Here is a 26,598-nt window from a genome sequence, read left to right as displayed (position 1 = left end):
ACAGCGGAGGATAGCAAGGCCCAAGTCCTCCGGGGGCCGCAGGGAGCAAGCCATAAAACACCGCGTGCGGGGCGCCTTGTCGGCGTGTCGGTTGGTTGACTAAAGGCTTGCACCACCTACCAAACCTCGGTGCAGGCGACCGCCGGAGCGATCCGGCAAGGCGTCCCGCGCGCCCTTCGGGCGCAAAGGAAGTCGGCTCCCTGCCCGTCGGGCGGCGGGCCGGAACGTGCCTCTCGCAAACTCCGGCCCGCAAGGGCGCGGAGCTTTCGGCGCTTGTTCGCCGCACCCCGCCGGAAACCATGTCACGCGCCGTGCATGGACCCGGCCGGCCCGCTTTGCTAGAAGCCGCGGACCCGACGCCGGCCAAGGGGTGCCCTTTGGGCCGGCACGAATGCCAGAGACGAGATCATGACCGCCGCCCCCATCCACGCCGAGGAGCTGCTCGCGCTCTACGACCGCGCCGGCTATGGGCGCGTCGATCCGCCGGTGCTGCAGCCGGCCGATGCCTTTCTCGACCTCTCCGGCGAGGCGATGCGCCGAACCATGTTCGTCACCATGGCCGAGGACGGCAGCGAGCTTTGCCTGCGCCCCGACCTCACTTTGCCGGTGTGCCGGCTCTATATCGCGGACGGCGCCGCCCAGCCGCGCGATTTCTGCTATCTCGGCCCGGTGTTCCGCTCGGATGCGCCGGATGGCGAGTTCCTGCAGGCGGGCGTCGAATCCTTCGGCCGGCCGGATCGCGAGGCGGCGGATGCCGAGCTGCTGGCGCTGGGCCTCGAGACCGCGGCGCTGTGGGGCGTCACCCAGCCGAATGTCCGCCTCGGCGATGCCGGCCTGTTCGCGGCGCTGCTCGATGCGCTCGACCTGCCGCCCGGCTGGCGGCGGCGGCTGGTGAAGGACTTCGCCCGCTCCGGCGATCTCGGCGCCGATCTCGCCATGCTGCGCGAGCGCCCGGCCGGGGGCGGGGTGGCCGCCCATGCCGGCGTGCTGAAGGCACTGGCCGGTTCCGACAAGGCGGCGGCGCACGCCCTCGTCACCGACCTCATCTCGATCGCCGGCATCTCGACGGTGGCCGGCCGCTCGGTGTCGGAAATCGCCGAGCGCTTCCTCGAACAGGCGGCCTCCGGCGATGCCGAGGGCCTGCCGGTCGAGAAGGTCGCGGTGCTGGAGCGCTATCTCGCCGTCGCCGGCGAACCGGACGCCGCCGCCCGCGCCCTGCGGGCGCTGGCCGCCGACGCCGGGCTCGATCTGTCCGCCCCGCTCGACGCCTTCGAGACCCGCACCAATTTCCTCGCCGCCCATGGCGTCGAGGTCGAGCGGCTGCATTTCGCCGCCGCCTTCGGCCGCCCGCTGGATTACTACACCGGCATGGTGTTCGAGCTGCATGAGAATGGCGGCGATACGCCGCTGGTCGCCGGCGGGCGTTATGATGGGCTGCTGGCCCGCCTCGGCGCGCCCTCGCCGGTGCCGGCGGTGGGCTTCGCCGTCTGGCTCGGCCGGCTCGATGCCCTGGAGGCCCGTTCATGAGCGCGCTGCCGTCGTCCTCGCTCATCGTCGCGGTCCCCTCCAAGGGGCGCCTGCAGGAGAACGCCTCGGCCTTCTTCGCCCGCGCCGGCATGGGCTTCGCCCAGTCGCGCGGCGCCCGCGATTATCGCGGCACGCTCACCGGCGTCGAGGGAGTGGAGGTCGCCTTCCTCTCGGCTTCCGAGATCGCCGCGCAACTCGCCGCCGGCGCGGTGCATCTCGGCGTCACCGGCGAGGATCTGGTGCGCGAGACCATCCCCGACGCCGATTCCAAGGTGCTGCTGGTCGAGGGCCTCGGCTTCGGCCATGCCAATGTGGTCGTGGCGGTGCCGCAGGCCTGGATCGACGTGCGCACCATGCGCGATCTCGACGATGTCGCGACGCATTTCCATGCCAGCCGCGGCCGCCGCATGCGGGTGGCGACCAAATATCTCAACCTCACCCGCGGCTTCTTCGCCCGCCACGGCATTGTCGATTACCGCATCGTCGAGAGTCTCGGCGCCACCGAGGGCACGCCGGCCGCCGGCACTGCGGAGCTGATCGTCGACATCACCACCACCGGCGGCACGCTGGCCGCCAACGGGCTGAAGGTGATCGACGATGGGGTGATGCTGCGCTCCGAGGCCAACCTCGTCGCCTCGCTGAACGCGCCATGGACGGAGCCGGCACGCGCCGCCGTCCGCGCGCTGTTCGACCGCATCACCGCCGCCAAGCGCGCCGCGACGATGCGAGAGGTGAAGACCCGGTTTTCCGCCTGCGACACCGCGGTGGTGACCGAGGCGGTCGAGCGCTTCCGCGCCGTCGCCCCGTTCGGCGCCCCGACCTCCTCGGGCATGGTGACGCTGCACTGCCCGCCGGACACGTTGCACGGGCTTGCGGTGTTCCTGCGCGAGAAGGGGGCGGCGAGCGTCTCGGTCGGTCCGCTCGATTATGTCTTCGCCGCCGAGAACCCGCTCTACGCCAAGCTGGCGGCGCGGCTGGGCTAGCGCTCAGCCCCGCGCCGCCCGCTCCGTGTCGGCTTCCGCCATCCGCGCCGTGGCAAACTCCTCCGCCTCGCCGAGGGCGAAGCCGAACAGGATCAGGCAGGGGCCTGGCGAGCTGCCGCGAAACTTATCCGCCACCGCCGCATCGAGCTTATCCTTCAGCGTCGCAACGGTCGCCGCCACCCGGTATTCCTCCGGGCGGGTGGCGGAGAAGATAGCGAGCGCGGGTGTATGCGGATCGAGGCCGGCCTCCATCGCCTTTCCGGCGAGTTCGCCCCAGGTGCGCTGGGGCATGTAGACCACGGTGGTCGCCGCCTTGTCGGCGAGCGCCGTCCAGTCGAGGTCAACAGGCAGCTTGCCGTCCCGCGCATGGGCGGTGACGAATTGCAGCCGGCGCGCATGATCGCGATGCGTCAGCGACACCGCCATCCGGCTTGCCGCCCCCTGCGCCGCGCTGATGCCCGGCACCACCTCGATGGACAGGCCGGCGGCGCGGGCGGCGGCGATTTCCTCGCCGGCGCGGCCGAACACCATCGGGTCGCCGCCCTTCAGCCGCACCACCCGCTTGCCCTGGCGGGCCAGCGTCACCATCAGCGCGTTGATGTCGTCCTGCTTGCAGGAGGGCTTGTAGCCGGATTTGCCGACCAGCGTCTTCTTGGCCTCGCGCCGGGCGAGATCGAGCACCGCCGGTGCCACCAGGTCGTCATAGAGCACCACGTCGGCGGCCTGCAGCATCCGTACCGCCTTCAGCGTCAGCAGCTCGGGGTCGCCCGGCCCGGCGCCGACAAGGGTGATGGAGCCCCGCCCTTCGTCCTCGCGCCCGGCGCGCGCCCGCGCGAGGAGATCGTCGCGCAGCGTCGCGTCCGGGGCGGCGTCGGGGGTTTCCAGCGCGTGGCGGGTGAAGCGTTCCCAGAACTGCCGCCGGCCATGATGGCCGAGGCCGAGCGCGGTGACGAAGGGGCGCCAGGCCCGTGCCGCTTCGGCCCAGTGCCGGAAGCCCTGCGGGATCACCGATTCGATCTTGGCCCGCACCGCCTGGCCGAACACCGGCGCCGCGCCGTCGGTGGAGATGCCGACCACCAGCGGCGAGCGGTTGACGATGGCGCCGAAGGCAAAGTCGCAGAAGGCCGGCTTGTCGACGACGTTCACCGGCACGCCGGCCGCCCGTGCCGCCGCAGAGAATCGCGCGCCTTCCGCGTCGTCCTCGATGGCGCCGATGGCGAGGGCGGCGCCGGCGAGGTCCTCCGGCGCCCAGTCGCGCGCATGCAGCGTAATGCGTTCGCCCGCCTCGGTGGCGAGCAGGGCGAGGGCGGGGGAGAGGTCGGCGGCGTAGACATGCAGCTGCGCCCCGGCGGCGGCGATCAGCTCCGCCTTCCAGGCGGCGGCGTCCGAACCGCCGGCCAGCACCACGCGGCGCCCCTCCAGAGCGAAGAACACCGGCAGCCGGGCGAGCGGCGCCATGCGCCCGCCATGCTGTTCGGCGGGGCGGCGCGGGGAGGGGGAGGCGCCCGGTGTATCGGCCATAGCGGATCTCTTGACGACAAGTCACAAGGCTGCGCCGCCATAGCGGACGACGATGCGGTAAACGCCCATTATACCACGGTCGGACCGTCCGTGTATGCGGACCGGGCGGCAGGATGCCGGCCTCAGGGCCTCTTTCTCAGTGGCTCTTTTCCGAGAGCTTGTCGGTCCAGGCCAGCACCACGCCGGAGACCACGAACACCACATGGATGATGACGAGCCAGGTGAGCTGCTTCTCGTCGACGCCCCTGTCGAGATTCATGAAGGCCTTCAGCAGCGCGATGGCGGAGATGGCGACGATGGAAGCGAGCAGCTTCTGCTTCAGCCCGGCGAAATCGACCTTGGTCATCCATTCCGGCCAGTCGGCATGGCCCTCGGCGTCGATCTTGGAGACGAAGTTCTCATAGCCGGAGAAGATGACGATGATGACCAAGCTGCCGGTGAAGGTGAGGTCGATCAGCGCCAGAATGCCGAGAATGGTGTCGTTCTCGTCGAAGGCATTGGCATGGCTGACGAAATGCCACAGCTCGACGCCGAACTTGAACAGCAGCACCAAGAGCGCGATGACGAGGCCGATATAGAACGGCGCCATGATCCAGCGGCTGACGAAAATGAAGCGTTCGATCAGTTTTTCCATGTCCCGCCTGTCCTGGTCGCGTCTGTCCCGGTCGCGTCTGCCTCCGGTCCGGCCGCGGGCGGCCGCTCCTCTCGCAGATGCGAGATGGGTGGCATGACCTTGCGGCGGGTTCAAGAGGGAAGGTGCGATCGGCTGCCGGTGCGGCCCCCGATGCAGGGCGCGACCGGAACCGTCGCGGCCGCGACCGCGCCCGGCAGATTGCTGAAACGACAATGGCCGGGATATCCCCCGGCCATTGCCTGCGTGCTGATGGGAAGCGATACGGCCTCAGGCGTTGACGCCGGTACCGATCTGGCAGGAGACGCCGGTGCCGCCGAGTCCGCAATAGCCGCTCGGGTTCTTGGCGAGGTATTGCTGGTGATAGCCCTCGGCGAAATAGAATTCCGGCGCCGGCACGATCTCGGTGGTGATGGGATCGTAGCCCTCGGCCCCAAGTGCCGCATCATAGGTCGCCTTGCTCGCCTCCGCCGCCTGCTGCTGTTCGGGCGAGAGCGTGTAGATGCCGGAGCGGTATTGGGTGCCGATATCGTTGCCTTGCTGCATGCCCTGGGTCGGGTTGTGCGCTTCCCAGAATACCTTGAGCAACTCGTCGTAGCTCACCACCTTGGGGTCGTAGACCACCAGCACCGCCTCGGTGTGGCCGGTGCGGCCGGAGCATACTTCGTCATAGGTGGGGTTGAGCGTCGGCCCGTTGATATAGCCGACCGCGGTCACCCAGACGCCCGGCGTCTGCCAGAACTTGCGTTCGGCGCCCCAGAAGCAGCCCAGCGCGAAGATGGCGGTCTCCAGCCCCTCGGGATAGGGACCCTTGAGCGGCCGGCCGGAGACGAAATGCGTCGATGCCGTCGGCAGCGGCGCTGCCCGGCCCGGCAGCGCCTCGGACGGGGTCGGCAATTCCAGCGATTTCTTGAAGAAGAACATGGTTACGTCCCTCGCTTTTCCGCGGCCCGATATGGTGATTCGGCGGCGCGATTGCGAGAGGGGTCAGGCGCGTTTGCGTCCGAGCAGGATCAAAAGGATGCCGAGCACCACCAGCACCGCCGCCAGCGGCGCCTCGAGCAGCGGTGTGATGAGGCTTCTCCAGCTTCCGCCCGGCAGGTCGGTGCCGCCGAGCGCCTGCCCGAGACCCGTCGCGCTCGCCGCCGCCCAGGCATCGCCGAGCGGCGTGTAGAGCAGCCGCGAGGCGGCGATGGAGCGCACCCCGTCCAGCACCAGCGCCACGAAGCCGCCGGCGAGCACCCACACTCCGAAAAAGCGCAGCAGAAACCGTATCATGACCCATCTTTCGCGACCCGGATGCAGGGCGCGTCCGCCTTGCATCGGCCCTTCCGGTCTAGGCGAGCACTGCCGGGCTGGCAAGCATCGGCAAACCGCGATCCATCACACCGCCCGTATCCCGCCATCTACCGACGCGTCTGCGGCCTGCGTCACCTCGCCGGTCCGTGATGTTCCTTAGAGTTGATGTGAATCAAGGCTGCGCCCCGCACCTGCTCCGATGGTCCGGCCGGACTTTGGGGACGCCCGCGCTGCTTCGGCGGCCGGGCGGGTGGAGGGTTTTATGCGTCAATCGGCAACGGGCGGGGCGCCGGATCCTGTCGGGGTGCCCCGGCAAATCAGCAAGAGCCTCACCTTCGGCGAAGGGGGACTGGTTGCGAGCCTCGTGCTGCTCGCGTTCGCCTCGCTCACGGTGGCCTCGGGAGCGGAGACGGCGGCTTATGCCTTTCACGCCTGGCTGACCGTGCTCGCCAGCCTCGCGGCCGTCTTCGTGATCATCAGCCATCACGTGGAGCGGCCGGCGGCGCTGCCGGCGCGCGAGGTGGACGGGCGGCCGAACTACAATTTCGGCCCGGTTAAATTCGCCACCGTGGCGGCGATGTTCTGGGGCATTGCCGGCTTTCTGGTCGGGGTGATCATCGCCTTCCAGCTGGCCTTTCCGGCGCTGAACTTCGACCTGCCGTGGACCGCCTTCGGTCGGCTGCGGCCGCTGCATACCTCGGCGGTGATCTTCGCCTTCGGCGGCAATGTGCTGATCGGCACGTCGTTCTATGTCGTGCAGCGCACCTGCCACGCCCGCCTCGCCGGCTATCTGGCGCCGTGGTTCGTGGTGCTCGGCTATAATTTCTTTATTCTCATCGCCGGCACCGGCTATCTGCTTGGCATCACCCAGGGCAAGGAATACGCCGAGCCCGAATGGTACGCCGATCTGTGGCTCACCGTGGTGTGGGTCACGTATCTGCTGGTGTTCCTCGGCACGATCTGGCGCCGCCGCGAGCCGCATATCTATGTGGCGAACTGGTTCTACCTCGCCTTCATCGTGACGATCGCCGTGCTGCACCTGGGCAACAATGCCAGCGTGCCGGTGTCGATCTACTCGCCCAAGTCCTACATCGTCTGGTCGGGCGTGCAGGATGCGATGGTGCAGTGGTGGTACGGCCACAATGCGGTGGGCTTCTTCCTCACCGCCGGCTTCCTCGCCATCATGTACTACTTCATCCCCAAGCGGGCGGAGCGGCCGGTCTATTCTTACCGGCTGTCCATCGTGCATTTCTGGGCGCTGATCTTCATCTATATCTGGGCCGGTCCCCATCATCTGCACTACACGGCGCTGCCGGACTGGGCGCAGACGCTGGGCATGACCTTCTCGATCATCCTGTGGATGCCGAGCTGGGGCGGCATGATCAACGGGCTGATGACGCTATCCGGCGCCTGGGACAAGCTGCGCACCGACCCGGTGCTGCGCATGCTGGTGGTCTCGGTGGCCTTCTACGGCATGTCGACCTTCGAGGGGCCGTTGATGTCGGTGAAAGCGGTCAATTCGCTCAGCCATTACACCGACTGGACCATCGGCCATGTGCATTCCGGTGCGCTGGGCTGGGTCGCCTACATCTCCTTCGGCGCGATCTACTGCCTGGTGCCGTGGCTGTGGAACAAGCGCGAGCTCTATTCGCTGAAGCTGGTCAACTGGCACTTCTGGATCTCGACGCTGGGCATCGTCTTCTACATCTCGGCGATGTGGGTGGCGGGCATCCTGCAGGGCCTGATGTGGCGCGCCTACACCTCGCTCGGTTTCCTCGAATACTCGTTCATCGAGACCGTCGAGGCGATGCACCCCTTCTATGTGATCCGCGCCATAGGCGGCGTGCTGTTCCTGATCGGCGCCCTGATCATGGCCTTCAACCTGTGGATGACGGTGCGCTCGCCAAGCGCCGAGCCCGCCGTCTCCCTCGCTCGAAATCCTGCCTTTCTGCCGGCCGAGTGAGGAGCGCGCACCATGGCAACCGCAACCACACCTGCCCCCCGCAAGTCGCTCTGGCAGAAGCATGCCTTCTTCGAGAGGAACTCGATCTGGCTGATCATCGGCATCCTGCTGGTGATCTCGGTCGGCGGCCTCGTCGAGATCGTGCCGCTGTTCTATCTGAAGAGCACCATCGAGAAGGTGTCAGGCGTGCGTCCCTGGACGCCGCTAGAGCTCGCCGGGCGCAACATCTATGTCCGCGAGGGCTGCTACAATTGCCACTCGCAGATGATCCGCCCGCTGCGCGACGAGGTCGAGCGCTACGGCCACTACTCTCTGGCGGCTGAGAGCATGTACGACCGGCCGTTCCAGTGGGGCTCCAAGCGCACCGGGCCGGACCTCGCGCGTGTCGGCGGCAAGTATTCCGACGAGTGGCAGCGCCAGCATCTCGCCGATCCGCGCTCGGTGGTGCCGGGTTCGATCATGCCGGGCTATCCCTTCCTCGCCGAGAGCCGGCTGGAAGCTGCCGATATCGGCCAGGACATGAAGGTCAACGCCCTTTATGGCGTGCCCTATACCGAGGAAATGATCGCCGCCGCCGCGGCCGACCTGCGCACCCAGGCGACCACCGATGCCGCCGACGCCGAAGCGCTGCAGCAGCGCTATCCCGGCGCCCAGATCCGCGACTTCGACGGCAACCTGGCCTTTGTCTCCGAGGCGGATGCGCTGATCGCCTATCTGCAGGCGCTCGGCACCATGGTCGACTTCAAGCTGTACGACGACAAGGCCAACATCCGGTGAGGCAACGCACATGAACGAGACCTATCGCGCTCTCGCCGAATTCGCCCAGACCTGGGGCCTTCTCTACTTCGTCGCGCTGTTCGCCTGCGTCCTCGCCTACGCGCTGTCGCCCCGGCGTCGGCACGAGTTCGAGGAAGCCGCCCGCCTGCCTCTGAGTGAGGATTGATCATGGCCGACATGCATCGCCAAAACATCGACGCTGTTACCGGCGTCTCCACTACCGGCCATGAATGGGATGGCATCCGCGAACTCAACAATCCGCTGCCGCGCTGGTGGCTGTGGACCTTCTACGCCTGCATCGCCTGGGCGGTACTTTACTGGGTGCTGTTCCCGGCCTGGCCGCTGGTGACAGGCTACACTTATGGCCTGCTCGGGTGGAAGTCGCGCGAGGCGATCCAGGCCGACCTCGCCCAGCTCAGGGCGCAGCGCGCGGTGTTCGCCGACAAGCTGGCGGCGGCCAGCCTGCCGGAGATCGAGCAGAATCCCGAATTGCTCGCCTTCGCCCGCGCCCAGGGCCGTGCCGCCTTCGGTGACAATTGCGCCCCATGCCACGGGGCGGGTGCGGCCGGCACCAAGGGCTATCCAAATCTCAATGACGATGACTGGCTGTGGGGCGGCACGCTCGACCAGATCCACGCCACCATCCAGCACGGCGCCCGTTCCGCCGATCCAGACGCCCATGCCGGCGACATGCCGGCCTTCGGTCGCGATGGCATGCTGCCACGCCCGGATATCGTCGCCGCCGCCGATTATGTGCGGCACATCGCCGGTCTCGCCCCGGCGCCGGGTGCGGATCTCGCCAAGGGTGGGGAAGTATTCGACGCCAACTGCGCCGCCTGCCACGGAGCCGAGGGCAAGGGCAATTCGGAACTCGGCGCGCCGAACCTCGCCGACCCGATCTGGCTCTACGGCTCCGACCGCGCGACCATCATCCAGACCATCAGCAATGGCCGGGCCGGGCTCATGCCCGCATGGAAGGGCCGTCTCGACGACGGAACCCTCAAGGCGCTCACCGTCTATGTCCACACGCTGGGCGGCGGCCTGTAAGGGGGAGCCTTCCTCCGCCTCTCCTTCCTCTTTCCCTATCCTCTCCCCGTCGGGGAGAGGTGGCCCGCGAAGCGGGTCGGTGAGGGGCTACGCGGTTGGGAAGCGGGGAAGCCCCCTCACCCCACCCCTCCCTCCAATGGGGAGAGGGAGCCGTGCCTACCGGCGACATCCTGCCGCATAAGCATTTTCCCGCCCGTCATCGCCCGGATCAAAAGCGGCGGCGGTGGCCGGTACACAGAAGCAACGGCGCCGGCAGACGGGTGCCGCCTGCCGGGGAATGAGATGAACGCCGCCACGCCGTCCGACACCGCCCTCGACGAGGCTCCGCTCTACGAGGCGCGGCGCAAGATCTACCCGATCGCGGTGCGCGGCACCTTCCGGCGCATCAAGTGGGCGCTGCTCGTCGTCACCCTCGGCATCTACTATCTGCTGCCCTTCGTGCGCTGGGACCGCGGGCCGGGTGCTCCCTCGCAGGCGGTACTGGTCGATTTTGCCAATAGACGCTTCTATTTCTTCTTCATCGAGATCTGGCCGCAGGAAATCTACTACCTCACCGGTCTGTTGATTCTTGCCGCCCTCGTGCTGTTCCTGATGAACGCGGTGGCCGGGCGGGTCTGGTGCGGCTATCTCTGCCCGCAGACGGTGTGGACCGACCTGTTCCAGGCCATCGAGCGCATGGTCGAGGGCGACCCGCGCCAGCGCCGCGAGAAGCTGAAGACCGCCTCCCGCACTCGCCGCGCCTTCGAGGCGGCGGCCAAGCACGTGCTCTGGCTGATGCTCGCCTGGTGGACCGGCGGCGCCTGGGTGCTCTACTTCGCCGATGCGCCGACGCTGGTGATGCAACTGCTCAAGGGCGAGGCACCCGCCGTCGCCTATGTGTGGATCGGTGCCCTCACCGCCACCACCTATGTGCTTGCCGGCCATATGCGCGAGCAGGTCTGTACCTATATGTGCCCCTGGCCGCGCATCCAGGCGGCGCTCACCGACGAATACGCCCTCAATGTCACTTATCGCTATGACCGCGGCGAGCCGCGTGGCTCGCTGAAGAAGACGCAGGCGCTCAAGCTCCAGGGCTTGCCGGGCGGCGATTGCGTCGATTGCCGCCAATGCGTCTCGGCCTGTCCGACCGGGGTCGACATCCGCGACGGCTTGCAACTCTCCTGCGTGCAGTGCGGCCTGTGCATCGACGCCTGCGACACGGTGATGAAGAAGATCGGCCGTCCTGCCGGCCTGATCGCCTATGACACCGAGATGAACGTACAGCGCCGCCAGCGCGGCGAGGCGCCGATCTACCGCATGCTGCGTCCTCGCACCGTGCTCTATGCGGCGCTGATCGTGCTGATCGGCGGCCTGATGGCCGCGGTGCTGGCGACCCGCGGCTGGGAAGGGCTGGCGGTGATCCACGACCGCAATCCGCTGTTCGTGCAACTATCCGACGGCTCCATCCGCAACGGCTACACGCTGCGCCTCGTCAACAAGCAGTTGATACCGCGCCGTTTCGCGATCGCCGTCGAGGGCGTGCCGGAGGCGCGGCTGGAAGTGGTGGGCGAGGCGGCAACCACCAGCGGAGGTCCGGTGGTCTCCGTCGGCCCGGATCAGACTCATGAGATCCGCGTGCTCGTTTCCACCGCCGCCCGGCTGCCAGCGAACGCATCGCTCGACATCGTCTTCCACCTCACCGACGTGACGGGCGGCGAGACGGTCTCGGTTGCCGACCATTTCAAGGGACCCTGAGCCATGGCGTATCCGCCTCTCTCCTCGCCGAATGCGCCGGCCGCCGGTCGCCCTCTTACCGGTCGCATGGTGCTCGCCTGCTTCGTCGGCTTCTTCGGCGTGGTGTTCCTGGCCAATTTCATTCTCGTCCGCGCGGCGCTCTCCAGCTTCGGCGGAGTGGAAACCGAGAGCTCCTACAAGGCGGGCCTCGTCTTCGCGCAGGAGGCGGAGGCCGCCGCCCGGCAGGCAGCGTTGCACTGGCAGGTCGCGGCCCATGTGGCGGACAGGGCCTTCGAGGTAAGCGCCCGCGACGCCGTCGGCCGGCCGCTCCCCGATCTCGCCATTACGGCGGTGTTGCATCATCCGACCGACCGCCGGCTCGATATCGTCATCGACGCGGAACCGGCCGGCACCGGCGTGTGGAGGGCCGCTCCCGCCGTGCCTCCCGGCCAGTGGGAACTGATGATCGATCTGTCGCGTCACGGCGAGCGCCAGTTCCGCTCGCAGAACCGGGTATGGACGAGGTAGCGCCATGACCTCCGGCCAAGCCAGCATCGGCGACGTGTTCGACCTGCCAGCCAAGGCGCCCGCCGCACCCTCGGCCACGGCGCCGGCGCACGATCTGTCGCTCTATCTGCGCGAGGAAGCGGATGGGCGGATGGCGATGGATTTCGCCGTCGAAGGCATCGATTGCGCCGCCTGCATCGACGAGATCGAGGATGCGGTGGAGGGGCTCCCCGGCATTGCCGAGGCACGGCTGAACTACACCAGCCATCGCCTCGCAGTGGCATGGAGCACCACCGCCGCCGACCCCGCTGCTGTCTTTGCCGCGCTCGCCGGCATCGGTTACAAGGCCTATCCGTTCGGCGCCGACAAGGCGGAGCAGATCGAGCGCAATATCTCCCGCCATTTGCTGCGTTGCCTCGCGGTAGCCGGCTTCGCGGCGATGAACATCATGCTGCTGTCGGTGTCGGTGTGGTCGGGCAATGTCACCGACATCGACCCCGAGACCCGCGATCTTTTCCATTGGCTCTCGGCGCTGATCGCGCTGCCGGCCTGCGCCTATGCCGGCCAGCCGTTCTTCCACAGCGCCCTGCGCGCCTTGCGAAACGGCGCGCTCAACATGGATGTGCCGATCACGCTCGGCGTCATGCTGGCGCTGGGCGTGTCGGTCTACGAGACGTTGCACCATGCCGAACACGCTTACTTCGACTCGGCGGTGATGCTGCTGTTCTTCCTGTTGACCGGGCGCTATCTCGACCATGCGATGCGCCGCAAGACCCGCATCGAGGCCTCCAACCTCGCGGCGTTGAAGGCGGAGACGGCCAACCGGCTCGATGCCACCGGCGGTATCACCCTGGTGCCGGCTGCCGCCGTAAAGCCGGGCGATCTCGTGCTGGTGCGAGCCGGTGAGCGGGTGCCGGTGGACGGCATCGTGGTCTCCGGCCGCGCGGCGGTGGATGAGAGCCTGGTCACCGGCGAGACCCTGCCGCGCGATGCGGTGGAGGGCACAACGGTGCATGCCGGCGCGCTCATCCATCACGGTGTGCTGCATCTGCGCACCACGGCGGCCGGCGAAGACACCTTTCTCGTGGAAGTGGAACGGCTGCTGGAGCGGGCGTCCACCGATCGCAACCGTTATGTCCGCCTCGCCGATCGTGCCGCCCGGCTCTACGCGCCGATGGTGCATACCACGGCACTGCTGTCGCTGGTGGGCTGGCTCCTTGTTGGCGCTTCGCTGCATCATGCCGTGCTGATCGCGGTGGCGGTGTTGATCATCACCTGCCCCTGCGCATTGGCGCTCGCCGTGCCGGCGGTTCAGGTCGTCGCCTCAGGCACGCTGATGCGTGCAGGGGTGCTGATCAATGCCGGCGATGCCTTCGAGCGGCTGGCGGAGGTCGATACGGTGGTGTTCGACAAGACCGGCACGCTCACCACTCCCGAGCCGCACCTCGCCAATGCCGATGCGCTCTCCCCGGCATTGCTGGAGATCGCCGGCCGGCTGGCGGCCGGCAGCACCCATCCGCTGGCCCGCGCGGTGGCCGCCGCCGTGCCTGGCGCCACGCCCTATCCCGAGATGCGCGAAGTCGCCGGTTCCGGCGTCGAGGCGGAAGTGGACGGCGTGCTCGCCCGCCTTGGCAGTCCGGAGTTCTGTGGCTGCAATGATTTGCCGGCCGGGGCTGCCATTGCCGATGCCTCCCTCGTCGCCCTGCGCGTGGACGAGGAGCGGGCACTATTGATGATCCGCCAGACGCTGCGTACGGATGCGGTGGAGGTCGTGCGGCGGCTGCGCGCCATGGGCAAATCGCTGGTCATCGTCTCCGGCGACCGGCCGGTGGCGGTGACGCCGGTGGCTGAAGCACTCGGCATTGAGGAATGGCAGGGCGGGGCGACGCCGGCCGACAAGATCGCCACGCTGGAGCGCCTCGCCGCGCGCGGCCGACGGGTGCTGATGGTCGGCGACGGCATCAACGACGCCCCTTCGCTTGCCGCCGCTCATGTCTCGATGTCGCCGATCGCCGCAGCCGACGTCACGCGGGCACAGGCGGACCTGGTGTTCCTCGGCGACAGGCTGGCGCCGGTAGTGGCGGCCATCGCGGTGGCGACCAGGGCGCGGCAGTTGATGCGCGAGAACCTGATGATCGCCGTCATCTACAATCTGTTTGCCGTGCCGCTGGCCATTGCAGGCTTCGTCACCCCGTTGGTGGCGGCGGCAGCGATGTCCGGCTCCTCGGTGATCGTCACGCTGAACGCCTTGCGCGCGCGCTCGAGCGGCGATGGAAGGGAGGCAAGGTCATGAGCGTGCTCATCTATCTCCTGCCGTTGGCGCTGGGTCTCGGGCTCACCGCCTTGGGAGCCTTCATGTGGACGTTGCGCTCCGGCCAGTATGACGACTTGGACGGTGCCGCGGTGCGCGTGCTCAGCGACGATGACCTGAAGCGGCGGTGAGGGCGTGGCCATGAGTGTGGAGAGCTTCAGCTCCGACATGCCGGAAGTCCGCGCCGGTCGGCTCGGCTGCGCCTGCCCGGAAGACAGCGCCCGGTTTCTGCGCCGAGTGCCGGGCGAGGGGAGACTTGCCGCCGGCTTCGCGCTGGTGGTGCTGGCGCAGGCGCTGACCATCGGCGTGCTGCCGCTCGCCGGGGCGATGCTGGCGGATGACCCGCGGCTTGCGGCATTGCCGCTGGCGGCATTGATAGGCGGGGCGGCGGCTGCGAGTGTGCCGGCCGCTTTCCTGCTGGGTTCCTTCGGCCGCCGGGCCGGTTTCGCCCTCGGCGCCAGCCTCGGTGTCGCCGGCGGGCTGATCGGCGCTCACGGCATCCATGTGGCGTCCTTCCGCGAGCTTGTCATCGGTTGCGTCTGGCTCGGCGCGGCACAGGGCTTCGGCATGTTCTATCGCCACGCTGCCGCCTTCGGCGCCGAGGCGGGCATGCGCGCGGCCGCGGTCGGCAGATTGCTCGCCGCCGGCGTGCTGGCGGGATTGATCGGTCCGGCGCTGGCGGGCGCGGCTGAGGCGCTGTTCGTGCCGTTCGTCTTTGTCGGCACGCTGCTCGCCGCCACGCTCGCCCAGCTTGGCGTGCTGATCTTTGCGGTATTGCTGCCGGCGGCGCGCTTCGCCCATGCCCTCGATGGCGCCGGGGAGGCCAATCGCCCGGCCCTCGGCTGGCACGCGCTTGCCGGGCCGACGGTCGTCGCCGCGCTCGCGTGGGGCGCCATGAGTGCCGCCATGTCCGGCACGCCGCTCAGCCTCGTGGCCTGTGGCGTGGCCGCCCCCGCGGTGACCGGTTTCGTCGCCTGGCATGTGGTGGCGATGTACGCGCCCGCCTTGGCGGGCGGCAGGCTGGCCGCGCGTGTCGGCGCCGGTCGCCTCGCCATTGCGGGGCTGGCGCTCGCCGTCGCCAGCCTCGCTGCGACCCGCCTTGCCGAGGGAGCCGAGGTCATCGCCATCGCCTTCATGGGCGTCGGTGCCGGCTGGTCGCTTGCCGGGCTCGGCGCAACGCTTGCCTTGCACGCCCGTGGCCGGGCCTCGCGCGCCCAGCTCGCGCTTCATGACGGCGTGATCCTGCTCGGCGCCCTTGCTGGGGTCCTTCTCGGCGCGATGTGAAAATCACGGCGCAGTCGTCGATTGACGCAACGGTTCCTATTTTGTAAGTGATCGTTCACTAACAAAGCGGAGGGTGCGCCGGATGTTCACGCGGCTGATGATGGCACGGCGTTTCGCGCCGTTATTCTGGGCCCAATTCTTCAGCGCCTTCAACGACAATTTCGTGAAGAATGCCCTCGCTTTGCTGATTCTCTACGGACTCGGCGAAACCCATGGCGGCGCCCTTGTCACCGCCGCCGGCGGGGTGTTCATCCTGCCCTTCTTCCTGCTTTCTGCGCTCGGCGGCCAGCTGGCCGACCGCTACGACAAGGCGTTGGTGGCGCGCCGGCTGAAGTTCGCCGAGATATGGATCATCCTCGTGGCGGTGATCGGTTTCGTGCTGCAGTCGCTGCCCCTGCTCTTTGTCGGCCTGTTCTTCATGGGCGCGCTCAGCGCGTTGTTCGGCCCGGTGAAATACGGCATCCTGCCGGACCACCTCGCCAAGGAAGAACTGGTTTCCGGCAATGCGCTGATCGAGATGGCGACCTTCATCGCCATCCTCGCCGGCACGGTGGGTGGTGCCATCGCCATCACCCACACGGGGGAATGGTCGGTCGCCGTCTTCACCTTCGTGGTGACGGTTCTCACCTGGCTCGCCGCCCGCTTCATCCCGCCGACCGGTGCCGCCGCGCCGGATCTCCGGATCGACACCAACATCCTGCGTGCCACCGTTCGGCTGCTCGGCGAGCTCAGAACCCGCCGCACGGTATGGATCGGCGCGCTGATCGTCAGCTGGTTCTGGCTGGTCGGCGCGGTTGTGCTGTCCCTGCTGCCGACCATGGTGCAGGAGAACATCGGCGGCGACCAGAGCGTCGTCACCCTGTTCCTGATGCTGTTCACCGTCGGCGTCGCCATCGGCTCCATCCTGGCGGCCAAGCTGTCGGAAGGCCACATATTGCTGGCGCTGGTGCCGCTCTCCGGCATCACGCTCGGCATTTTTGCGCTGCTCATCGCCTGGGGCATCGCCGGCGAGCCGGCACCGGCGGCGCTGATGGGCTGGCGGGAATTCCTCGCCACGGGCTCCGGCCCGTGGATTGCCCTCGCGCTTACCGGGCTCGCGGCGTCGGGGGGCGCCTTCGTGGTGCCGACCTTCGCTTATGTGCAGAGCGAGGCGCCGGAGGACCAGCGCGCCCGCGTGATTGCCGCCAACAACGTGCTCAACGCTGCCTTCATGACCGCGGCGGCGGTCGTGGTCGCGCTGCTGCAATTCGCCGGCGCCGGCGTGCCGCTGCTGATGGCGTTGGTCGGGATTTCCACACTGCTGGTCGCTGTCGGGGTGGGGCGCGCCTTCCAGGGCCATGTCATGCGGGATCTGATCCGTGTCATCTTTCGGGTGCTGTTCCGCGTCGAGGTCACCGGCGCCGAGCATCTGCGCGCCAATGGCCAGCGCACCGTGGTGGCGATCAACCATGTGAGTTTTCTCGACGCGCCGCTGATCATGGCGCTGCTGGACAATGATCCGATCTTCGCGGTCGATGCCGGCATCGCCCAGAAGTGGTGGGTCAAGCCGTTCCTTAAGCTGGTGCGGGCGTTCCCGCTCGACCCGACGCGGCCGCTGGCCACCCGCGACCTCATCCGCCTGGTGCAGCAGGGCGAGACCCTGGTGATCTTCCCCGAAGGACGCATCACCGTCACCGGCTCGATCATGAAGATCTATGACGGCTCGGCGCTGGTCGCCGACAAGTCGGAAGCGCAGATCGTGCCGGTGCGCATCGAGGGGCTGGAGCAGACCCCGTTCTCGCGCCTGACGGCGGACCAGACCCGCAAGCGCTGGTTCCCCAAAGTGCGGGTCACCATCCTGCCACCGCGCCGGCTGAAAGTGGATCCCGAGCTGTTTGGCCGCAAGCGACGCCGGGCGGCCGGTGCCGGCCTCTATGACGTGATGAGCGACCTGGTCTTCGAGACCAGCCATACCGGCACGACACTCTACGAGGCGGTAGAGGCGACGGCCGATCGTCTCGGCCGTGGGCGGCTGATCGTCGAGGATCCGCTGGGCACTCAGCTGACCTACCGCAAGCTGTTCCTTGGCGCCAAGATTCTCGGCGCCAAGCTCGCGGCGCTGACCGGTCCGGGCGAGACCGTCGGGGTGCTGTTGCCGAATGCCGCCGGCATCACCGTGGTGCTGCTCGGCCTGCACCGCCATGGCCGCGTGCCGGCGATGCTCAACTATACGGCGGGTGCCGCCAATCTCGTCTCCGCCTGCAAGACGGCGAAGCTCACCACCGTGGTCTCCTCCAGGGCCTTCATCGAGAAGGCACGACTGGAACCGGAGCTCGCCGAACTCGCCAAGCATGTGCGTGTCGTGATGACGGAGGATGTGCGTGCGGGCATCACGTCGTTCGACAAGCTGAAGGGCTTCCTGCCGGCACGGCTGCCGGTGAAGATGGACCCGGACGGCCCGGCCGTCGTCCTGTTCACCTCAGGCTCCGAGGGCGTGCCGAAGGGCGTGGTGCTGAGCCATCGCAACATGCTGGCCAATGTGGCGCAGGTGGCGGCGCGCATCGACTTCTCGCCGGCCGACATCATCTTCAACGTGCTGCCGGTGTTCCATTCCTTCGGCCTGCTCGGCGGGCTGGTGCTGCCCATCGTTTCCGGCACCAAGACCTATCTCTATCCCTCGCCGCTGCACTATCGGATCATCCCGGAGCTGGTCTACGCCACCAATGCTACCGCGATCTTCGGCACCGATACCTTCCTCGCCGGCTATGCCCGCACCGCCAACCCTTATGATTTCCGTTCGCTGCGCTTCGTGGTTGCCGGCGCCGAGCCGGTGAAGGCCGAGACGCGGCGGGTCTGGATGGAGCGTTTCGGCCACCGCATTCTGGAGGGTTACGGCGTCACCGAGTGCTCGCCAGTGGTGGCGGTGAACACGCCGATGTTCAACAAGGCGGGCACGGTCGGGCGCATCTTGCCGGGCATCCGTCACCGCCTCGAAGCCGTGACCGGCATCGAGGATGGCGGCCGGCTGCACGTGAGGGGGCCGAACATCATGCTCGGCTATCTGCGCGCCGAGGCGCCGGGCGAGATGCAGCCGCCGGAGGGCGGCTGGTACGACACCGGCGATATTGTCGCCATCGACGAGGAGGGCTTCGTCGCCATTCGCGGCCGGGCCAAGCGCTTTGCCAAGGTCGCCGGCGAGATGGTGTCGCTTGCCGCCGTCGATGCGATGGTGGCGGCGCTGCGGCCAGATGCCGAGCATGTCGCCGTCGCCATCCCCGATGCCAGGAAAGGCGAGCGGATTCTGTTGCTTACCACCGCCGCCGACCTGACCCGCGCCGCCTTGCAGGCGCATGGCCGTGAGCTCGGTGTCACCGAGTTGATGATCCCGGCCGAGGTGTTGCCGATGGACAGCCTGCCGCTGCTCGGCTCCGGCAAGGTCGACTTCATGGCTGCCCGGCACAAGGCGCTCGAGGCGGTGGCGGCGCGCAGTGTCGCCCCGCGTAGCGGCGAGGCCTGACGGTGCCGCCCGTCGCCACCTCCGACCGTCGCGGCCGCGACGGCACGCGCACCCGCGCGCGTATCGAGGAAGCCGCGCTGCGGCTGTTCGCGGCACGCGGGGTGGCCGGCACTTCGGTGCGGGAAATCGCCGAGGCGGTCGGGGTGTCGGAGGGCGCGCTGTACCGTCATTTCGCCTCCAAGGAGGAGTTGGCGCGCGCGCTGTTCCTTGATCGCTACGCCAGCCTGGCGCAGTCGATTTGCGAGATTGGCCAACGACATACTGAGCTGTCGCCACGCCTGCGGGCCGTGATCGATTTCGGCTGCCAGCTGTTCGACGACGAGCCGGCGCTGTTCGCCTATCTCCTCATCAACCAGCATGACCATCTCGCCCATGTGCCGGACGATCCGGCGCGCAACGCCGTCGCGGCGCTGGCCGAACTGCTGGCCGGGAGCGTGGATGCGGGCTTCGAGCTGCCGCAGCCGCCGGCATTGGCGGCGGCCATGGCGCTCGGCCTGCTGGTGCAGCCGGCGGTGTTCGCGCTCTATGGCCGGCTGGATGGCCCGCTGTCGCGCCATGCGCCGACCATCACCGAGGGCGTGCTGCGGCTTCTGCGGGCGCCGGCCTTCGGCTGAGCGGGGACGTCAAAAGACATAGATAATTCAATCGACTAAAACAGCTTCAGTCCGGGCGGGATCGGCAGGCCGGCGGTCAGCGCCTGGGTACGCTCCAGGATCAACCGCTCGCCTTTGGCCCGCGCGTCGCCATGGGCGGCGACGATCAAATCCTCAAGGATTTCAGACTCTTCCGGCTTCAGCAGGCTTGGATCGATGGTGACGCCTTTCAGGGCGCCCTTGGCGCTCATGCGCACCGTCACCATGCCGCCGCCGGAGGCGCCCTCGACTTCGATGGCGTCGAGCTCGGCCTGCATCTGCTCCATGCGGGCCTGCATTTCCTTCACCTTGGACATCATGCCGAGCAGATCTTTCATGCGGGGTTCCTTACCTCAGAATTCGATTTCATCATCCGGGCCCGGGCCGTCGTCACGGGCGGCCATCAGGTCTGAATCACTCGTATAATCAATATCTTGCGGAGCCTCGACCGTGGTGCGCACATCGACGATCCGGGCACCGGGGAAGCGGGACAGCACCGCCTCCACCAAGGGGTTGGCCTGCACGTCGGTGAGCAGGGTCTCGCGGGCGGATTTCGCTTTCTCCGCAACGGTTTGCTCGCCTGCCTCGCGCGATATCGCCACCAGCCAGCGCCGGCCGGTCCAGTCGCTGAGCTTGTTCTGCAACTCGGTGAGCAGGCCGGGGCCGGCCTCGGCGGTGAGGGCGATCTCCAGCCTGCCGTCCTCGAAGGCGACGGGCCGGACGTGATTCTCCAATGAAAACTTGAGCTTAAGGTCGCGGCGGGCGGAGGCCAGCGCCACCAGATCGGCCATGGTCTCGAGGCGGATGCCCGGCGCCGCCTCCGCTGGCCGCTCGGCCGGGCGCGGGGTTTCGGTGCGGCTGGCGACGGCCAGATGCGAGGCCGGTGCGGTGTACGATGCGGCCGATGGCGCGGCGCTGGCGACCGGTGAGGCCAGTTGCTTCGAAACCGCGACCGATTGCACGGCCGCGGCGGTCGCCGGGCCGGACGCGCGGGCCAGCGGGCCGGGGGCGGAGCCGCCCATGCGGGGAGCCGGAGCGTCGCTCCCCCCGCCCGAAGTCCCTTCGGCGTCGCGCAGCTTGCGCAGCGCCTCGTCCGGGGTCGGCAGGTCGCTGGCATAGGCGAAGCGCACCAGCGCCATCTCCGCCGCCTGCATCGGCTTGGCCGCCTGCTGCACTTCGGCAAGGCCCTTGACGAGCATCTGCCAGGCGCGGGCCAGCACCCGCATCGACAGCGCCTCGGCGAGCGCGCGCCCCCGTACCCGCTCGGCCTCCACCAGCGCCGCGTCCTCGGCCGCCTGCGGCAGGATCTTCAGCCGCGTCACCAGATGGGTGAACTCGGCGAGGTCGGCGATCACCACTGCCGGGTCGGCGCCGGTGTCGTATTGCTCGCGCAGCTCGACGAGGGCGCTGCCGATGTCGCCCTTCATCAGCGCCTCGAACAGATCGATGATCCGGCCGCGATCGGCGAGGCCCAGCAGCGAGCGGACCTGCTCGGCATGCACCGTCCCGCTGCCATGGGCGATGGCCTGATCCAGCAGCGAGAGCGAATCGCGCACCGAGCCCTCGGCCGCGCGGGCGACGAGGCTGAGCGCCTCGGCATCGATGGTGACGCCCTCCGTCGCGCAGATGCCGCGCAGATGGTTCGCCAGCACGCCCGAGTCGATGCGGCGCAGATCGAAGCGCTGGCAGCGCGAGAGCACCGTCACCGGCACCTTGCGGATCTCGGTGGTGGCGAAGACGAACTTCACATGCTCCGGCGGCTCCTCCAGCGTCTTCAGCAGGCCGTTGAAGGCCGCGTTGGAGAGCATGTGCACTTCGTCGATGATGAAGACGCGGTAGCGCGCGAGGGCGGGCCGGTAGCGGGTCGCCTCGATGATCTCGCGCACGTCGCCGATGCCGGTATTGGAGGCGGCGTCCATCTCCTGCACGTCGACATGGCGCGATTCGATGATGTCGCGGCAGTGGCGGCCGAGCGTGGGCATGTCGAGCGTCGGCCCGCCCGCCGGGCCGTCCATCGGCTCGTAATTCAGCGCGCGGGCGAGGATGCGGGCGGTGGTGGTCTTGCCCACCCCGCGCACGCCGGTGAGGATATAGGCCTGCGCGATGCGCCCGGAGGCGAAGGCGTTGCGCAGGGTGCGCACCATCGGCTCCTGCCCGATCAGATCGGCGAAGGTCTGCGGCCGGTATTTGCGCGCCAGCACGCGATAGGGCGTCGCCGTCGCCGACCGGACGGCAGCCGGCGGCGTCCCGGCAATCAGGCTCGGCATGTCGTCGGGGGTATCGGGCATGTCGGCGCTCATGGTCCCTTCCATGGTCCCTTCATAGCATCGCCGGGTGGCTTCGAGGCAACCGGTGGGCGAAAGGGTGGGGAAAAATCGCCGGGGCCAGGCACTGGGGCCAGGCGCTGTGGGGCTAGGCAGACGCGACGGCGTTCAGCCGCCGATCGACTGCCGGCGTGGCAACCGCCACGGCACCCAGGCGGCAAGAAGCGCGGCCACCGCGATGCCGGCAACGACGATGCCATCGAAAAAGGTTTCATGCGGCAGGCGGGACATCGCTGCCATTGCCGTCACCAGCACCGCGGCAACGCCGCCGCGGGCGGCACTCTGCCGGCCGGCGGGCACGTTCTCGGCCATCGCCGGCGCTCCGGGCAACAGGGGAGAGGGTGGGAGGCTGACATGCGACCCGAGACGGGCTCGTTGGGGCTGCTTCCTTCCGGACCTGACCCGGTTGGCGAGTGGCTCGTCCACCGCCAACCTCCCGCCGCCTATATCGGGCAGATGGGCGGGGGATGCAAGGGGGAGGCGTGCGCGCTGTTGCGAGGTTAGGCGATGTGGCGAGCCCAGGGGGTGGCTGCGGATGGCGTAGCGTTCCATCGTGGTCGAGGGCTTCACCCGTCGCGATCTTGAGCGCATCCGCTTCGGCGGGTTTTTAGATTACAGACATTGATGCCTCCGTGGGGACCGGCAGAGGCATCGGTGTCAAGCTCGGGAACCAGCCAAGCGTCGTGGGATCTCGCGGTAACCGGCAGCAAATTCCACGCGATTAATGAATCGTGTTGCATGTGGATTTTTGTTAAAATATTGCCTGAAGGCTTCTCTCGTTCTTTTGTCAACTAGTGTTACGTCGGCGTAAGGTGAGATACATGCTAGATATGTGTCTGTTATTTCACTGCCCTTACGTTCGAAAGTATCCGGAGTGTATTTCTCTAGTGCTCTGGAAATTTGCCAGCTAGGCAGTTGCTCCGGTTTCGCTATTTCAACTGCCCGCTCATATGGAATTCGCGCTGCTTTTGCCCCTATTTTCAGTTGAGAGCGAAAAAGCCCGAGCTGAAGTAATTCGCCAACTGTCGAATTGTTCTTGATATTATCCAAAGTTACGCCTTGAGAAAACAGCATCTTAAGAACAAATTCGGAAGATTTTGTTTTATTAGATTGAGAAATTTCTCGAACAGAGGCGATAAAATCCTCTGATACACGCCGCGGGTTGCCAATTTTTTTATCTCCTCGCTGATCAATTACTTTCGCGAGGGTTTCTGTCATCAATCTTAGTTGAAAATCGAGCGCTTCTCCTTCGCGCCGCCTGCCGCTCAATAACTCTGCAATCGGCTTATTTTCAATGTTGATCATATTTAATCGAGTAAGCGCGACCATCTCGCGCAGTTCTTCGGCTCGCTCGGCAAGCAGAGGTTGAAATAGGAGCCAATCCTCCGGCCTTTTGCCAATCAATGTCTCGCCTGTTCAAATCTGGATCAATTGACCTTTAGCTATATTTCTGATTTCTGAGATATTTCCTCCGCAGATTTCATGCGCGGCACGAATCTCTTCTGCAAGTATCGTTACAATCCCGCCAATGGAATTGTCTGGACTCTTAATCCAAGCAATTAACTTACGTCTTGAAATGAATCTAAGGCGAGATAGTGCGGTATTTTCGTCGTTGTGATTTAATAATTCCTCTATGTGGTGGAAGCAAATTAAGAGTACGTATCCGCTTCGCTCTAACCAGCTTTCGAAAGCCGCGGCCGCTGCTCGATCTTCTGACCGTTGGGACACATAATCGCGCACCCAATCGCCCAGATGCGATGAATCGAGGGCGAGGTATCTCGGCTTTATTAGCAAGTTGGACATCCCAATCGATTTAACGCGAACCGTCCGCACTATCGTGTCGTCTCGGAAATCTTCCAAACCCATCCGTTGCCCTGATCAGCCGATCCAGTATCCCCGGCTCATTGTATGCATGCCCCGCGCCCTCGATGAGGTGGAACTCCGCCTCCGGCCACGCCTTGTGCAGCAGCCACGCATATTTCGCCGGGCAGGGCATGTCGTAGCGGCCATGCACGATCACGCCGGGGATGCCGCGCAGCTTGTGGGCGTCGCGCAGCAGCTGGCCTTCCTCCAGCCAGGAATCGTGGAAGAAATAGTGGTTCTCCACCCGCGCGAAGGCCAGCGCGTAGTGGCCGTCGTGATAGGGCGCGGTCAGCTCCGGGTTGGGCAGCAGGGTGATGGTCTCGCCCTCCCAGATCGTCCACGCCTTGGCGGCCTCCAGCTTTCTGGCTTCGTCGGCCCCGGTGAGCAGGGCGCGATAGGCGCGCACCGGATCGGCACGCTCGGCCTCGGTCTTCAAGGGGGCGAGGAAGCGCTCCCATTTGTCCGGGAACATCTCCGAGACGCCGAAGCGGTAGTACCAGTCGATCTCGGCGCGGGTCATGGTGTAGATGCCGCGCAGGATCAGCGCCGAGACCCGCTCCGGGTGGGTTTCGGCATAGGCGAGCGCCAGCGTCGAGCCCCAGGAGCCGCCGAACACCAGCCATTGCGCATGGCCGAATTTCTCCCGCAGCCGCTCGATATCGGCGACGAGGTGCCAGGTGGTGTTGGCCTCCAGCCCGGCATAGGGCACCGAGCGGCCGCAGCCGCGCTGGTCGAACAACAGGACGTCGTAGCGCGCCGGGTCGAACAGCCGGCGGTGGCTCTCGCCGATGCCGGCGCCGGGGCCGCCGTGCAGGAACACCGCCGGCCTGGCGCCCGGCGTGCCGACGCGCTCGTAATAGATCGAATGGCCGTCGCCGACATCGATCATGCCGGTCTCATAGGGTTCGATGGCGGGGTAGAGGGTGCGGAGCTCGGTCATGATGCGTTCTTGGATGGAGGGCGTTGGAAGGCGGCGTGGTCAGCCCTTGGGGCACCGCGGCGTTGCCGATGACGCTGAACACGCGGGCAGGCGATCGAGGAGGCGGCCGGCACCGTCGCCAGCGACGCAGCGAGAGCGGCGGCGAGAAGCGGGGAGGGGCGAAGCGGCATCGGCGACTCCAGTGTCGAGGGCGCCATGAAGACCGCAGGTGCGGAGCTTATCAAGCCGGAAAGTCGGCGGAGCGGGGCGACGGGCCGAGCCGATCCGCGATTGCGGCTGCCTTCCGCCCTCCGGCTCGGCTATAGGTGGCCGACGAGCCGACCCGCAGGGAGACCAGACGTGACGACACCGGAAACCGCTGGCGCCGATGCCGCCGGCACCGAGCCCTTCGCCCTCGATGCGCGCCTGGCGGCCGATACCTTTCCCGTCGCCGAACTGCGCCGCACCACGCTGCTGCTGATGAACGACGCCCGCTATCCCTGGCTGATCCTGGTGCCGCGCATCGCCGGCGCCAGCGAACTGATCGACCTCGACCCGGCAACCCGCGCCTCGGTGATGCACGAGCTCGACGCGGTGGCGCGGGCGCTGAAGGTGCAGACCGGCTGCGACAAGCTGAACGTCGCGGCGCTGGGCAATATGGTGCGGCAGCTGCACATCCATGTCATCGCCCGCTTCGAGACCGATGCCGCCTGGCCGAACCCGGTCTGGGGGCGCGGCGCGCCGGTGCCCTATGCCCGCGCCGCGGCGCAGGACCTGATCGAGCCGCTCAGGGCGGCGCTGGAGGATCTGGCGTGAGCATGAGCGATTTCGATGCGGCCGGGCTCGGGGAGTGGCCGGCTCTCGGCTACAGCGCCTTCCGGCTCGACCGGGCCAGCGACCGGCGCGCGCGCATGCCGGAATTCCTCGCCGACCCGCGGGCGAGGGCCTGCCTGATCGCCGGCGAGACGGTGGTGCTGGCCAAGGCCGGCGAGGGCGCGCAGCGGGCTCTCATGCCGTTCGCCGAGGCGGTGGCGCTGGGCGGGCGCACCGGCGAAGCCTGCCTGCTCGGCCTCGATGGCGAGGTGCCGCATATCGTGCTGCCGCTGCACGCGGCGGCGGTGGCGGTGCTGGCCGAGCGGGAGGAACTCCTGCTCACCGACCTGCGCTCGATCGCGGTGCAGGGGCTGGTGCCGCCGGACGAGCTCGCCGAGCTCGCCTGCGGCAAGGCGATGCTCTCCTGGCACGCGCGGCGGAGCTTCTGCTCGAATTGCGGCACCAAGCTCGAGGTCGGCGAGGCGGGGTGGCGGCGCGAGTGCCCGCATTGCGGGGCGCAGCATTTCCCGCGCACCGATCCGGTGGTGATCATGCTGACGATCGACGGCGATAACTGCCTGCTCGGCCGCTCCGCCCGCTTCGCGCCGGGCATGTGGTCGTGTCTCGCCGGCTTCGTCGAGCCGGGCGAGACCTTCGAGGAGGCGGCGCGGCGCGAGACCCTTGAGGAGGCCGGCATCCGCACCGGGGCGGCGCGCTATCTCTGCTCGCAGCCCTGGCCGTTCCCGATGTCGGTGATGATCGGCTTCCACCTTCAGGCGGCGAGCCGGGACATCCGCATCGACGATGTCGAGCTGGAGGGGGCGCGCTGGTTCCACCGCGACGAGGCACGGCTGCTGCTGACCCGCACCCACCCGGAAGGGCTGGTGGCGCCGCCGCCAATGGCGATCGCGCATCACCTGCTCCGCGCCTTCGTCGAGGGACGCGACCCGCCGGCGGGGTGATCTTCGTTTTTCCGGTCGGCGGGGCT

Annotated in this window: 24 protein-coding genes and 1 other RNA gene; 15 read left to right on the top strand and 10 right to left on the bottom strand. The window is 67.5% G+C overall.

Annotated elements, in window-relative coordinates:
- Positions 1-408 precede the first annotated feature (408 nt).
- Together KHC24_RS20100 and hisG are read left to right on the top strand one after the other, a co-directional pair.
- The gene (locus KHC24_RS20100) at positions 409-1,527 is read left to right on the top strand and encodes an ATP phosphoribosyltransferase regulatory subunit (protein ID WP_213365065.1); all 1,119 of its coding nucleotides are present in this window, start codon (positions 409-411) and stop codon (positions 1,525-1,527) included.
- Positions 1,524-2,510, top strand: a complete 987-nt coding sequence (gene hisG / locus KHC24_RS20095; RefSeq protein ID WP_213365064.1) for an ATP phosphoribosyltransferase — start codon at positions 1,524-1,526, stop codon at positions 2,508-2,510. Before KHC24_RS20100 ends, hisG begins: the two co-directional genes overlap by 4 nt.
- A 3-nt stretch (positions 2,511-2,513) precedes the next feature.
- Here hisG and cysG read toward each other — a convergent pair whose 3' ends face one another.
- The 4 genes from cysG to KHC24_RS20075 form a co-directional block, all read right to left on the bottom strand.
- A complete protein-coding gene (cysG, locus tag KHC24_RS20090; RefSeq protein ID WP_373878588.1) occupies positions 2,514-4,031 on the bottom strand; it encodes a siroheme synthase CysG in 1,518 nt (505 codons plus the stop codon).
- A 136-nt stretch (positions 4,032-4,167) separates the two neighbouring features.
- On the bottom strand, positions 4,168-4,665 hold the full coding sequence (locus tag KHC24_RS20085; RefSeq protein WP_213365063.1) for a TIGR00645 family protein: 498 nt from the start codon (positions 4,663-4,665) through the stop codon (positions 4,168-4,170).
- 267 nt (positions 4,666-4,932) lie between these two features.
- A complete protein-coding gene (gene msrA, locus KHC24_RS20080; RefSeq protein ID WP_213365062.1) occupies positions 4,933-5,586 on the bottom strand; it encodes a peptide-methionine (S)-S-oxide reductase MsrA in 654 nt (217 codons plus the stop codon).
- Positions 5,587-5,649: 63 nt separating this feature from the next.
- Positions 5,650-5,940 (bottom strand): hypothetical protein, encoded by a 291-nt coding sequence (locus KHC24_RS20075; RefSeq protein ID WP_213365061.1) that lies wholly within the window; start codon positions 5,938-5,940, stop codon positions 5,650-5,652.
- A gap of 283 nt (positions 5,941-6,223) precedes the next feature.
- Between KHC24_RS20075 and ccoN the strand changes: the two genes are divergently transcribed.
- The 11 genes from ccoN to KHC24_RS20020 all read left to right on the top strand — a co-directional run bounded on the left by ccoN (position 6,224) and on the right by KHC24_RS20020 (position 19,673).
- On the top strand, positions 6,224-7,924 hold the full coding sequence (gene ccoN / locus KHC24_RS20070; protein WP_213365060.1) for a cytochrome-c oxidase, cbb3-type subunit I: 1,701 nt from the start codon (positions 6,224-6,226) through the stop codon (positions 7,922-7,924).
- 12 nt (positions 7,925-7,936) lie between these two features.
- A complete protein-coding gene (ccoO, locus tag KHC24_RS20065; protein ID WP_213365059.1) occupies positions 7,937-8,701 on the top strand; it encodes a cytochrome-c oxidase, cbb3-type subunit II in 765 nt (254 codons plus the stop codon).
- 10 nt (positions 8,702-8,711) lie between these two features.
- On the top strand, positions 8,712-8,867 hold the full coding sequence (locus KHC24_RS20060) for a cbb3-type cytochrome c oxidase subunit 3 (RefSeq protein ID WP_213365058.1): 156 nt from the start codon (positions 8,712-8,714) through the stop codon (positions 8,865-8,867).
- Between the two features lie 2 nt (positions 8,868-8,869).
- Entirely contained in the window at positions 8,870-9,748 is an 879-nt protein-coding gene (ccoP, locus tag KHC24_RS20055; RefSeq protein WP_213365057.1) for a cytochrome-c oxidase, cbb3-type subunit III, read from the top strand.
- Positions 9,749-10,030: 282 nt separating this feature from the next.
- On the top strand, positions 10,031-11,482 hold the full coding sequence (ccoG, locus tag KHC24_RS20050) for a cytochrome c oxidase accessory protein CcoG (RefSeq protein WP_213365056.1): 1,452 nt from the start codon (positions 10,031-10,033) through the stop codon (positions 11,480-11,482).
- Positions 11,483-11,485: 3 nt separating this feature from the next.
- The gene (locus KHC24_RS20045) at positions 11,486-11,989 is read left to right on the top strand and encodes a FixH family protein (protein WP_213365055.1); all 504 of its coding nucleotides are present in this window, start codon (positions 11,486-11,488) and stop codon (positions 11,987-11,989) included.
- Between the two features lie 4 nt (positions 11,990-11,993).
- A complete protein-coding gene (locus tag KHC24_RS20040) occupies positions 11,994-14,261 on the top strand; it encodes a heavy metal translocating P-type ATPase (protein WP_213365054.1) in 2,268 nt (755 codons plus the stop codon).
- Entirely contained in the window at positions 14,258-14,410 is a 153-nt protein-coding gene (gene ccoS / locus KHC24_RS20035; protein ID WP_213365053.1) for a cbb3-type cytochrome oxidase assembly protein CcoS, read from the top strand. The genes KHC24_RS20040 and ccoS overlap by 4 nt, the downstream gene beginning before the upstream one ends.
- 10 nt (positions 14,411-14,420) lie before the next feature.
- The gene (locus KHC24_RS20030; RefSeq protein WP_213365052.1) at positions 14,421-15,563 is read left to right on the top strand and encodes a hypothetical protein; all 1,143 of its coding nucleotides are present in this window, start codon (positions 14,421-14,423) and stop codon (positions 15,561-15,563) included.
- Between the two features lie 82 nt (positions 15,564-15,645).
- Complete coding sequence (locus tag KHC24_RS20025) at positions 15,646-19,059, top strand: acyl-[ACP]--phospholipid O-acyltransferase (RefSeq protein ID WP_213365051.1); 3,414 nt, start codon at positions 15,646-15,648, stop codon at positions 19,057-19,059.
- 2 nt (positions 19,060-19,061) lie between these two features.
- A complete protein-coding gene (locus KHC24_RS20020; RefSeq protein ID WP_213365050.1) occupies positions 19,062-19,673 on the top strand; it encodes a TetR/AcrR family transcriptional regulator in 612 nt (203 codons plus the stop codon).
- Positions 19,674-19,708: 35 nt separating this feature from the next.
- Here KHC24_RS20020 and KHC24_RS20015 read toward each other — a convergent pair whose 3' ends face one another.
- The 6 genes from KHC24_RS20015 to pip form a co-directional block, all read right to left on the bottom strand.
- The gene (locus tag KHC24_RS20015; RefSeq protein WP_213365049.1) at positions 19,709-20,029 is read right to left on the bottom strand and encodes a YbaB/EbfC family nucleoid-associated protein; all 321 of its coding nucleotides are present in this window, start codon (positions 20,027-20,029) and stop codon (positions 19,709-19,711) included.
- A gap of 15 nt (positions 20,030-20,044) precedes the next feature.
- Entirely contained in the window at positions 20,045-21,991 is a 1,947-nt protein-coding gene (locus KHC24_RS20010) for a DNA polymerase III subunit gamma/tau (RefSeq protein WP_373878587.1), read from the bottom strand.
- A gap of 132 nt (positions 21,992-22,123) precedes the next feature.
- Positions 22,124-22,327, bottom strand: a complete 204-nt coding sequence (locus KHC24_RS20005) for a hypothetical protein (RefSeq protein ID WP_213365048.1) — start codon at positions 22,325-22,327, stop codon at positions 22,124-22,126.
- A 29-nt stretch (positions 22,328-22,356) separates the two neighbouring features.
- Positions 22,357-22,452, bottom strand: an RNA gene (gene ffs / locus KHC24_RS20000) — signal recognition particle sRNA small type.
- A 220-nt stretch (positions 22,453-22,672) separates the two neighbouring features.
- Positions 22,673-23,344, bottom strand: coding sequence for a hypothetical protein (locus KHC24_RS19995; RefSeq protein ID WP_213365047.1), 672 nt, complete (start codon positions 23,342-23,344; stop codon positions 22,673-22,675).
- A gap of 484 nt (positions 23,345-23,828) precedes the next feature.
- Positions 23,829-24,821 (bottom strand): prolyl aminopeptidase, encoded by a 993-nt coding sequence (gene pip, locus KHC24_RS19990; protein ID WP_213365216.1) that lies wholly within the window; start codon positions 24,819-24,821, stop codon positions 23,829-23,831.
- A 336-nt stretch (positions 24,822-25,157) separates the two neighbouring features.
- Between pip and KHC24_RS19985 the strand changes: the two genes are divergently transcribed.
- Positions 25,158-25,613: an HIT domain-containing protein gene (locus KHC24_RS19985; RefSeq protein WP_271180622.1), complete on the top strand. Its 456-nt coding sequence runs from the start codon at positions 25,158-25,160 to the stop codon at positions 25,611-25,613.
- A gap of 2 nt (positions 25,614-25,615) precedes the next feature.
- On the top strand, positions 25,616-26,572 hold the full coding sequence (nudC, locus tag KHC24_RS19980; protein ID WP_213365045.1) for an NAD(+) diphosphatase: 957 nt from the start codon (positions 25,616-25,618) through the stop codon (positions 26,570-26,572).
- The last annotated feature ends 26 nt before the right edge of the window (positions 26,573-26,598 follow it).

The organism is Ancylobacter defluvii (genome assembly GCF_018390605.1).
In the GTDB taxonomy this organism is placed as follows: Bacteria; Pseudomonadota; Alphaproteobacteria; order Rhizobiales; family Xanthobacteraceae; genus Ancylobacter; species Ancylobacter defluvii.
The sequence above is the reverse complement of the archived record's forward strand: the minus strand, read 5'-3'. Positions and strand labels throughout refer to the sequence as shown.